The 10,525-nt window shown below is 41.7% G+C and carries 10 protein-coding genes; 6 read left to right on the forward strand and 4 right to left on the reverse strand.

Annotated elements, in window-relative coordinates; translation table 11 throughout:
• Positions 1 to 478: 478 nt before the first annotated feature.
• Entirely contained in the window at positions 479 to 1,006 is a 528-nt protein-coding gene (locus CK510_RS19045) for a DUF3122 domain-containing protein (protein ID WP_095723209.1), read from the forward strand.
• Positions 1,007 to 1,206: 200 nt separating this feature from the next.
• Positions 1,207 to 2,208, forward strand: coding sequence for an NADPH-dependent aldehyde reductase Ahr (gene ahr, locus CK510_RS19050; protein WP_095723210.1), 1,002 nt, complete (start codon positions 1,207 to 1,209; stop codon positions 2,206 to 2,208).
• Positions 2,209 to 2,247: 39 nt separating this feature from the next.
• Here ahr and CK510_RS19055 read toward each other — a convergent pair whose 3' ends face one another.
• Positions 2,248 to 2,697 (reverse strand): hypothetical protein, encoded by a 450-nt coding sequence (locus CK510_RS19055; RefSeq protein ID WP_095723211.1) that lies wholly within the window; start codon positions 2,695 to 2,697, stop codon positions 2,248 to 2,250.
• 635 nt (positions 2,698 to 3,332) lie between these two features.
• Here CK510_RS19055 and CK510_RS19060 point away from each other — a divergent pair.
• On the forward strand, positions 3,333 to 5,258 hold the full coding sequence (locus CK510_RS19060) for an ATP-binding cassette domain-containing protein (RefSeq protein WP_095723212.1): 1,926 nt from the start codon (positions 3,333 to 3,335) through the stop codon (positions 5,256 to 5,258).
• Complete coding sequence (locus CK510_RS19065) at positions 5,255 to 6,367, forward strand: ABC transporter permease (RefSeq protein WP_095723213.1); 1,113 nt, start codon at positions 5,255 to 5,257, stop codon at positions 6,365 to 6,367. Before CK510_RS19060 ends, CK510_RS19065 begins: the two co-directional genes overlap by 4 nt.
• Before the next feature lie 259 nt (positions 6,368 to 6,626).
• On the opposite strand, the gene CK510_RS19070 is transcribed toward CK510_RS19065, so the two are convergent.
• The 3 genes from CK510_RS19070 to CK510_RS19080 form a co-directional block, all read right to left on the reverse strand.
• The gene (locus CK510_RS19070) at positions 6,627 to 7,907 is read right to left on the reverse strand and encodes a restriction endonuclease subunit S (RefSeq protein ID WP_342745982.1); all 1,281 of its coding nucleotides are present in this window, start codon (positions 7,905 to 7,907) and stop codon (positions 6,627 to 6,629) included.
• 122 nt (positions 7,908 to 8,029) lie between these two features.
• On the reverse strand, positions 8,030 to 8,707 hold the full coding sequence (locus tag CK510_RS19075) for a DsbA family oxidoreductase (RefSeq protein ID WP_095723215.1): 678 nt from the start codon (positions 8,705 to 8,707) through the stop codon (positions 8,030 to 8,032).
• A 5-nt stretch (positions 8,708 to 8,712) separates the two neighbouring features.
• On the reverse strand, positions 8,713 to 9,255 hold the full coding sequence (locus CK510_RS19080; protein ID WP_095723216.1) for a rhodanese-like domain-containing protein: 543 nt from the start codon (positions 9,253 to 9,255) through the stop codon (positions 8,713 to 8,715).
• 79 nt (positions 9,256 to 9,334) lie between these two features.
• On the opposite strand from CK510_RS19080, the gene CK510_RS19085 reads away from it, so the two are divergent.
• On the forward strand, positions 9,335 to 9,679 hold the full coding sequence (locus CK510_RS19085; RefSeq protein ID WP_095723217.1) for an ArsR/SmtB family transcription factor: 345 nt from the start codon (positions 9,335 to 9,337) through the stop codon (positions 9,677 to 9,679).
• A 442-nt stretch (positions 9,680 to 10,121) separates the two neighbouring features.
• Positions 10,122 to 10,525, forward strand: a 404-nt coding sequence (locus CK510_RS19090; protein ID WP_143289350.1) for an exopolysaccharide biosynthesis protein, incomplete at its 3' end; no start/stop codon positions are given.

Here is a 10,525-nt window from a genome sequence, read left to right on the forward strand (position 1 = left end):
AACTAAACGTAATTCAAAACTACTTTTACCATTAGGAGAAACACGTTTAAATGCGATCGCCTGCCAAGATAAATGTTATAAAAAAAGATGGGAGATCATCTAGTGGTTCCCTAGAGTATTGACTTGAAAATTTATCTAGAGTTTTATTAAAAAACTGTTTTTCCTAAGTTTTATATCGTAGTTAATCAATTCAATCAGGAAATCAATCAACAGTCTGTCATAACAATAGAGACCAGAGTTGTTAATTCAGAGCAAAAAATATCCAACCATTGACTATTTCTTGTGGGGCATTCATGTTGCCTAACCCACAAGATTGGATAATTTATTTCTTGGAAATCCCTGATGTTAATCCAAGCCTAATTGTAAAACGACTATTCAGTTCGTCTTAGGAGTAGGAATCAAAAGCAATTCAAAAGGCACTTTAAAAAGTCGTCAATTAATGATGATATGATTTACATATATTTAGAGAGGAATAAAAATGAAATCAATTTCTCGTTTCATTGGAGCAACACTCATACTCGGAATGCTAGTCTGGACTTTGACTATTAATATGGCGATCGCACCAGTGAGAGCTACCATTCGTCAATTAGAAGAAGCCCCAGGACAAATGGTGTACCAATCTAGACAAACCTTGAAAGATCAGCACGGAAATATCTGGCAGGCGATCGCATTTAAACGTGTTTCTCCTAATGGTAAAAGTAGTTTTGAATTACGTTTAGTTGGTTTCCCTGGTGTGGTAGAAATCGACCGCAGTAAACCCTTATTGTTGGCTGATTCAATGGGTAAAACACTCGCTGCTAATGATAACTCCAGCATTATTTTTACTGATTTATCTGCTCCTGACTCGAATGTAGGAGAGTATGATATTCAGCCATTATTACCGCAGTTGCAGCCAGAAATTCCCCTCAGCTTGACGCTGCCTATCGTTGGTGGTGAAACCATTAATCTATCAGTTCCAGCATCCTTTGTACAAGATTGGCAAACCCTCTTTTCTTCCAGAGAATAAACCAAAAACGGTTAACAATTGAACGTTTTAAATGGCTATTAGGCTCTATTTTATTAGCTTTTGGCTATAGGTGTAAGCCTTCTCGTAGAGTACAGCTAATAGCTAACCGCTTGGAACATAACTGGGGTTGAGTAGTTATGCAAGTGTTCTTAACATTAAATATTTTAGTCTAAACTCCAGTACTAAAGGAGGATACACACATGATTAACGCTTATGCAGCGCAAACAGCAGGCGGAATGCTGGAGCCACTTGAATACGATCCAGGGATATTGAAAGACGAAGAAGTAGAAATCAATGTCGAGTATTGCGGGATTTGCTACAGCGACCTAAGTATGTTAAAGAATGATTGGGGTATTACTAAATACCCCCTCGTACCAGGTCATGAAGTTATGGGAAGCATTGCAGCAGTTGGTGATCATGTGACAACCCTTGAAATAGGTCAGCGAGTTGGATTAGGTTGGTTTTCCCATTCTTGTATGCACTGCGAGTGGTGTATGTCCGGCAATCACAACTTGTGTCTAACGGCAGAGCAAACTATTGTCGGTCGCTATGGAGGCTTTGCTGACAAGGTGCGATCGCATCAAGAATGGGTGACTCCTTTGCCAGAAGGAATCGATCCAGCTAAAGTAGGTCCGTTGTTCTGCGGTGGCATTACCGTGTTTAATCCCATTATTCAGTTTGATGTGAAACCAACTGACCGAGTTGCTGTGATTGGCATTGGTGGTCTTGGACATCTGGCACTACAATTTTTGCGAGCTTGGGGATGCGATGTCACTGCTTTTTCAACGAATCCTGACAAAGAATCTGAAGCCCGTAAATTAGGAGCTACCCACTTTGTTAACTCTCGTGATACTAAAGCGATTGAGAGACTTACTAACTCGTTTGATTTTATTCTCTCCACCATAAATGCAGATATCGATTGGGAAATGTATATTAAGACGCTGCGTCCCAAAGGACGATTACACTTTGTTGGAGTCGTACCAAATCCAATTCAAGTCAATGCTTTCTCCTTAATCTTTGGGCAAAAATCCTTATCTGGCTCTGCGATTGGTAGTCCGACAACAACCGCTAGAATGCTCGATTTCGCGGCTCGTCATAGCATTGAACCTGTGATAGAAACCTTTGCTTTCAGTCAAGTGAATCAAGCAATGGCGCATTTGGCACAAGGACAAGCTCGATATCGGATTGTGTTGAAACATTAGAAAAAGGCTGGCGATCGCTGTATCAACGATATTACATTCTCATTTTTTCGCCTTCGGATAGAACAAATATGTCACCCACTCACTCAGTGGGTTTTCATGTTCTGCTAAAGAGTCATCACCCTGACAACTAAATGTTACAAAGTAGTAGAGTTTCTCTTGCGTGTGGACAAACTTACCGTATTCGATCTGCAGAGTTATTTCCACTGAGATAGCCTTGTCTAATGGGGGAGGAGAGAAAAGTTTCAAACTCACACTTAATGGAGGTTCTTCAACGAGGTCTTTAATTCCCCTATCTACGACAGGTGAAATTACCCAATCCTGACCCCACGGGTGTGGTTCTGGCGAAATAATTTGCAGGTAAGGGGTATTTTTATCGACCCAATACCATGCTCCCCGATTTAAAGATTGAACTGGGATGTAATTCTCTTCGGGTGGTAGTTTCCCTATAAATTTCAGAAAAGCCGTATCTTGGCGATCTATTAAGTTCATTGTGATAATTCCTGAAGACAGTACCGAGTATTTTTTAAAGGTGTGATTTTGTTTCGTTTATCTGAGTCTAACAGAACATCGTTAAATACAGAAGATGCTGTTAATTAATCAGAATTAATATCAGCGAAAAGTCCTGAAACTTTACTTTTTAGTATGACAAATCGGTGCTTGAAATTAGGTTTTGGCAAAGGTTTTAAATGTATAAAATGAGGAAACTTTGTTTGAATTTGTGACAAAAATTTAAACAAAATTGAGGATTTGTTCTCGCGGTGTCACAATAAGTAGTTATGTGTTGTCTTATTCGGAACAATGAACGTATTTCACGAAGGAGTAAGATTTTTATACCATCAAAAGAATTTTGATAAACGGTGCATCTATTTTGATGTGCCTATTCAAATTTGAGATGATTATTCTTTTTTGTATCGTAATCAATCAAATAACCCGAAGAATGAAACATCTTGCAGTCATTCTGATATAGGAGTTGCACTGATAAATCGGGAGCGATGTCTACGCCCGCCGCAGCGATCGCACTCCAAATATCTACTCTCAGTAAATTATCTGAATTAAAAGGGAACAAATATGTGATTCGACACTCAGTAAATAAATTCGAGAATAGGCATATCGCACCTTCCCCGATGTTGGATGATGTGACGATTCGCATCCAGAAGCTGTACAAACACTATGGCAAAACCATCGCCATTCAAGGAATCGATCTAGAAATTCATCTCGGTGAATTGTTTGGGCTGATTGGTCCCGATGGTGCGGGAAAAACTACAGCTTTCAACATTCTGGGAGGTGTGATGGAAGCAACGGCGGGAACAGCGCAAATCTTGGGATTACCTGCCAGAGATGCCCGTAACCATGCTGGGTATCTGACTCAGCAATTCTCTCTCTATCCAGATTTGAGTGTTGATGAAAATATTCATTACAGTGCTGGACTGCGGTTAGTACCAGAAGATCAATTGGAAGGGCGACGGACAAAATATCTTAACCTGATGCAATTAGGGCAATTTCGCGATCGCCTTGCGGGTCAGCTTTCAGGTGGGATGAAGCAGAAGTTAGCCCTGTGCTGTGCATTGGTTGCAGAGCCACAAGTGCTATTGTTAGATGAGCCAACCACTGGAGTTGATACCATTGCCCGCCGCGAGTTTTGGGATATTTTGGCGGGGTTGACGGCGCAGGGAATTACCGTGGTTGTAGCAACGCCAGATTTGGATGAAGCAGAACGATGCGATCGCGTCGCACTCATAGACAACGGACAAATTCAGCAAGTGGGTTCTCCGGCAGCATTGAAAGCAGATTTACACCTCAGTCGTCTGGTAATTCGCACCCTTGATCTCGTCAAAGCGGAACAAGTACTATTGCCCCTGATTGACCCCGATGGACAGATTGCAGATGTGTCAACCTTAGGGGATCATCTGGAAGTTCTGGTGAAAGATGCCCAGCAGGGAGAAGCCTTCGTGCGCGAACGCTTAACGCAACATCCAGGTGATAGTATTCAATCTGCACCCCCAACCTTAGAAAACGTTTTCATTGCCCTCCTGCGTCGTAAAGGCTCGATCCCCAAATCAATTCCCTTTCCCCGCACCCGCCAGTTTGCTGCAACCACTTCCGATGGAAAAAACCCACAACCTGCCATTTCTGCCCATCATCTCAATCGTGTTTTTGGTTCATTTCATGCTGTAGTCGATCTCGATCTCGATATTCACTATGGTGAAGTGTACGGGTTACTCGGTGCCAATGGAGCCGGAAAAACCACCGCCATCAAAATGCTTTGTGGACTATTACCAATCAGTTCTGGTGAGATGTCCCTGGCTGGAGAACGCGGAAATCTTCGTAGTGCCTCCCTCAGACAGCGTATTGGTTACATGAGTCAGAAATTCACCCTTTACGATGACCTCAGCATTCTAGAAAATTTGCACTTTTATAGCGGCGTTTACGGCATTCCAGCCCGACAGCAACAGGAAAAAATTCGGTGGGTGTTGGCGATTTGCGGTTTGGAAGGACAAGAACATTTACTAACTCGACAACTTCCCGGCGGTTGGAAACAACGGGTGGCTTTTGGCGCATCGGTGATGCACGAACCGGAGATTTTATTTTTAGATGAACCGACATCTGGGGTAGATGTACTTGCAAGACAGCAATTTTGGCAGTTAATCAACGACTTTGCCCGGAATGGTACAGCAATTCTGGTGACAACCCATTACATGAATGAAGCTGAACAATGTAACCGGATGTGTTTTATGGTAGCAGGTCGCAAGGTGGCGGAAGGTTCAGCCAGTGAGATTAAGGCGATGCAACCGGGTAAATTATTTGAGTTGCAAGTGGGAGAGTTGCAAAATAGTTATGATTTGCTGCGCGGATATCTCGAACCCTGGCGCGTATCAATTTTTGGCGATCGCCTCCACGTCGTTTTAGATCATCCCGATACTGAACTACCAAAAATCAAATCATCTCTGCAAACTGCCCATCTATCCCTAGCTGGAATTGAACCCATTCCCTTCTCCCTGGAAGATGCCTTTATCGGTGAAGTGCAACGGGCAGGAGGTGCGCCATTATGATTATACGACGAATTCGCAATCAGTTTTTTAAAGAGTTAGAGCAATTTGGACGCGATCGCTTAGGTGTTGCCCTTGCCTTCATTCTCCCGGTAATTGCCTTATTAATTATTGGCTTTGCCATTCGCCTGGAAGCAAAAAACATTCCTCTCGTCGTGCGCGATTTGGATCAAAGCACCCTCAGTCGCAGTTATATTGAACAACTTTATGCAACCAATTTATTTGTTCCCGCAAAGTGGCAGGGTGCAAGGTTTCCCGATGCCCTCGATCGCGGTACGGCTCAAGTACAAGTAACAATTCCCGTGGGTTTTGCTGCTGACGTAGACGCAGGGAGAACGGGGGAAATAGAGGTTGTAGTCGATGGTAGCGATGTGATTAACGCACGGGTGACACAGCTTGCTGTAGACGGAACAACGCTTTCTGCTGTACAAAATCATTTAGGTAAACTATCTGAGATGTTGGGGGTGGTTTCCCAAGTCAGACTCTGGTTCAATCCTGGACGACAGGAATCGTTGTTTATTGTGCCGGGGAGTTATGGGGTGATTCTAGCTATTTTCCCACCCTTGCTAATTGCGATCGCTCTAGTGCGGGAAAAGGAGCAAGGAACTATTCTACAACTTTACGCATCTAGCTTGAGCGCCTTTGAACTATTAATGGGCAAATCCCTTGCATATATGCTGGTGGGATTGGGAGAAGCAGTAATTCTATTTATAGTTGGATTTTTGTTATTTGGTGTCCGCTTTATTGGCGATCCTATCCCGTTGGCGATCGGCACACTCGTATTTTTGTTAGCTGGGGTACAACTAGGGTTAATTATTGGTATTTTTACCACAACACAGAGTGCGGCTGTCCAGGCGATCGGCACAATTAAAGTCTTAACAGCATTTCTCCTGGCAGGTTTTTTGTTTCCCCTCAATAGTGTGCCGTTTCCGTTTTCTGTTGCAGCTTACTTAGTACCAGTACGGTACTATATCGAATTGTGCCGTGATGTTTTCGTGCGGGGTTCAGGTTGGTTTGGCACTTGGTATCTGATCATTGCCATGCTGATCTTAGGGATTGCCGAGTTTGGGGTTGCTTGGTGGGGAATGCGTCGAATGCAATTATCCAGTTGACAATGCTGAACCATTCTCATCAAAAACTCACCGAACGGCACGCCCTAAAATGGCGTAGTAATCGTTAAAATCGGTAGCAGTAGTCATGATTTGATACTCAAAATCAGATTATTCTGCGATCGCAATATCTCTCAATCTCTAACAAAACCTGTGATCGCTTTGCTTGACAAATAGTTCACGAAATCTCAAAAAGCAAGGAAATCGCCTTTCCCAAATTCCTAAGCAATCCTCATCGTAAAACTTTGTGAAACTTGCCAGCCTATTCAATACCCAAAATCATCGCCTCAACTTCTTGCTTTGCTTTCTCTAATTCTGCTACGCCTTCTTGTCGGAGTTGTTTAGCACGATCGCGAATTGTAGTAATGCGATCAACAATTTCAATTTGTTTCTCAATTGGCGGCACAATTATCGGTGTATGTTGAAGTACATCTTGGCTTATATGCCCCATAATTGCACCTGTTTTTATTCTGTCAAAATATATTTGCCCTATCTTTGAATTGAGATATGCAGAAATAAAATAAGGATTTATTTTACCTAAATTTAGAAATCTCAATCTAAATATCTCGGAACTAATTACTGCGTGTAAAATAGATTTGTCAACTACAACAGAAATGCCATAGCTCCCTTTTCTAGTCAGTAATAGATCGCCTTCAATAAGTGCAATATCTTTCTCAATTAGAAATTCTGGAATGAATCTTACATCTTCCAAACTAAATTCATCTTTTCTTATGTTAGAGACTCGCAAATAAACTCTTCCTGAATCACAAAAATCTCGATAGTCAAAGCCATTAATAACAGGTTTTGTGATTTGTCTGAGCGTCCGATTTTCATATTTATATTCTTTAATATTCTTTAAAGTTTCCAAGACAATATTTTTGTAAGCATAAGGGTCTATTCTATCTCCAGAAATCATTTTTATACTTCGATAAAAAATTCGATTTTGAATAGTGTTTTCTTCTGGCTCTGGTAAATGAATGCCTAACTCACTTAGAAGATAATCGTCTATGCTTTCGAGCGATCGCTGTGCCTCTGTCTCCTTTTGTTTTTTCTTTAAATGAGCTTCATCTAAATAATTTACTATTTTCTCCTGCTCACTAATTGAAGGTATAAATATATGAATTTGTGAAATTTCTTCATTATTGAGGTTATTCTGAGCAGCACCTTTACCAATAAAATTGATTTGAATTCTCGTTGTATTCAAGTCAAACATATAGCAAAAATATCTTTTATCTATAATTGACCAATTTAATTCTAATCTAACCAATGCTGAGTTTAGATTGGCTTCTAAAATATTGTTGGGAATTATCGAAACTGTACCAAGATTTTCTTTAGTTCCACTGATTGAAAAAACTAGATATCCAGCAGTAACCTGCGCTCTTTTTAATGTATTATCATGGACGTATCTAGTAATATACTTAACATCATCTATGTCAATTGTATGATTTTTAAGATTATTTACACGAAGAAAATATACTCCATTTTGGATGTCATCAGTGTAAAATCCATCGCGAGGCCCGTCTCCTCTATTCCAAGATTTTATTAAACGTTTGCTAGTATTTGCTCATTTAAAAACTCAAAAACCTTACTCAATAAATGATGGCATTGAATATATAGCCAATACTGATGATGCCAACGCTTTTTGGGTTTTGATATAGACTATAGCTAACACCAAGACTGCTCATCAGGTGGATTATTAAGCAATTCCCGAATATTTGCCTCGATCACCCGATAACCAACATTGCCGTTGAGTTTTTGTCTTCCTTCATTAAAAATCAGGGTCGGGCTGACTGTGACATTATGTTCTTTGACTAATTCAGCATCTTTGGCTAGTTGAGCGTAGGCTTCACCACTGTCGATCGTAGCTTTAATGTCATTGATGGGTAACTTCAAGCGTTCAGCGATCGTCAATTGCACCTTGCGATCGCTGACATTGGCAAGTTGAGTAAAAAATGCTTCGCGGAAAGCCCAAGCCGTTCTTTCTAATACTCTGTCCGATTTCGGAACTAATCCCTTCACTTCCAGTAAGTGTAAAGCGTGTAAAAATAGATGGGATGATATGGAAGAAGCAGGAATATCATGAGTCCAAATATCAGGATGCACGGTAATATGCTCAAACTTACGCCCTATTTCTTTGACATGATTACTATAGCCAGCCAAACCACCGCGATCGCGCCATCCATTCTCTAACTTCTCGTGAGCATTGCCAAACACAGGCACGAAATGATAGTCGATTTCAATATCGTCGGGGAAAGCAGTCTTGAGTTCTTCTATGCGAATTTGAGTTATGTAAGCCCAGACGCAAAGAACATCTGAGAAATAAAAAATCCGAATTGGTTTCATAATCTTTAATTTCTTTGGTTATAAGGAAGTTTTGCCAAGAGCATTCCCATAGCACAGGTATTGCTAATACCCGCAAATACTAGCCCACATCCCACAAATCCACTTAAAAGTAAAAACCAAGGCGATACAAGTACGCCCAATCCCGTCCCGATAGCGACAAGGGAACCAGCCATGATTTGAACTTGTCGAAACAAACTGATCGGTGCGCTGCGATCTATCTGTGTCTTGAAGCCTGACGCTTTCCAACTGGATAAACCACCCTTGAGTTGCATCACATTTGTCAATCCATATTCCCTTAGCTTTTCAGCCGCTTGCGAAGAACGCATTCCCGATTGACAGCAAAGAACTAACGGGCGATCGCCCATTTGGACGACTTGAGATGGATCGAAACCTGAGAGGGGCATGGAAATGGAACCCGCAATATATTCGCTGGCATATTCACCTGATTCTCGAACATCCAGCAGGATGACTTGCTGCAAATTCAGTTTTTGATTAAGCTCAAAAGCTTCGATTTCGGCGAGTTGAAATAGATTTATTTGTGCAGTCATAGAGTTTATTAATAACAACTATTGCTTTATTATATCACTATATAGTAATATTGCTTATCCAAAAATATTTCTTATTTCAATGCCCGAAGTTGTCCCTCAAGCCTTAGAACAAGTTGCCGACTATTTCAAAGTACTATCTGAGGCAAGCCGCCTTCAGTTGTTGTGTTGTCTTAAATCGGGTTCTAAAAATGTAACTGAAATCATGACTGCAACTGACTTAGGACAGGCAAATGTCTCCAAACATCTAAAAATACTCACCCAAGCAGGAATTGTTTCCCGCCACCCGTCGGGGGTGAGCGTGTATTACAAAATTGCCGATCCGATCATATTTAATCTATGTGAACTGGTCTGCGATCGCCTCGTCACTCGCCTAGAAACTCAATCTCAACAACTCGATCGATTAGAGGCTTGGCACAATTCTTAGTTTTACTGGAAGCCTTCTTTCCAAAGGTCAACGCGTTGGCGTTCGCGTAGCGTCTGCCTTTGCAGAAGCCTCTCCCCTGGAGAATCGCCTCAACAATTATCTTCTCAAGTTTACAGGGGGCGATCGCTATCTCACTCAACAACAAATATTCTCAAATAATTTGATGTTTTTTAAGGGGCGATCTCCAATAATCTCCAGAAAATAGACAACTGAAGGAAGTATTTTCGCTTGCTTAATCATGAGTAAAAACAGACAACGATCCTTACGGGACTTTCCTTGTCAAGGAGTGATCAACGAAATCTCGTCATTAAAATCCTTGCAAATCAAGGTTCGCAAGAAATATTATACATTGGTTAAGTCAGTTCCTGCCCAAACCATGTAAATTTGTATAGCATATCTAGGCTCTTTGTCATTACACCCCATCCTCTGCCCCAGAATCTCTATGGCTACCCTTTCCCGCGAACTCGAGAAACTTTTCTTTGAAAATAATCATTTGCAGCAATCTGAAGCTGGCGAACTGATTGCTACCCCCTCAAATTTCCCGAACAACCAACTTCCCAACGATCGCGTCAAAGTCACTCTCAGTGACCTCCTCGCCCTCGCAGGTGAGCGCACCTTCGGTTTTCTATTTGTGCTGCTGTCGTTTCCGTCCGCCTTACCCATCCCGGCTCCAGGCTATTCGGTTCCCTTTGGAATGGCTATGTTGCTGTTAGCTGGACAGTTACTCGTCGGGCGGGATGAACCCTGGTTTCCGAAAAGTTGGCAGAATCACGGATTTGACGTGAATAAAGTTCGCCAGGTACTAAAAGTGGGCTTGCCTTGGCTGCGACGGATTGAGTCCATTTC

It is taken from the genome of Brunnivagina elsteri CCALA 953 (assembly GCF_002289455.1).
Classification (GTDB): domain Bacteria; phylum Cyanobacteriota; class Cyanobacteriia; order Cyanobacteriales; family Nostocaceae; genus Brunnivagina; species Brunnivagina elsteri.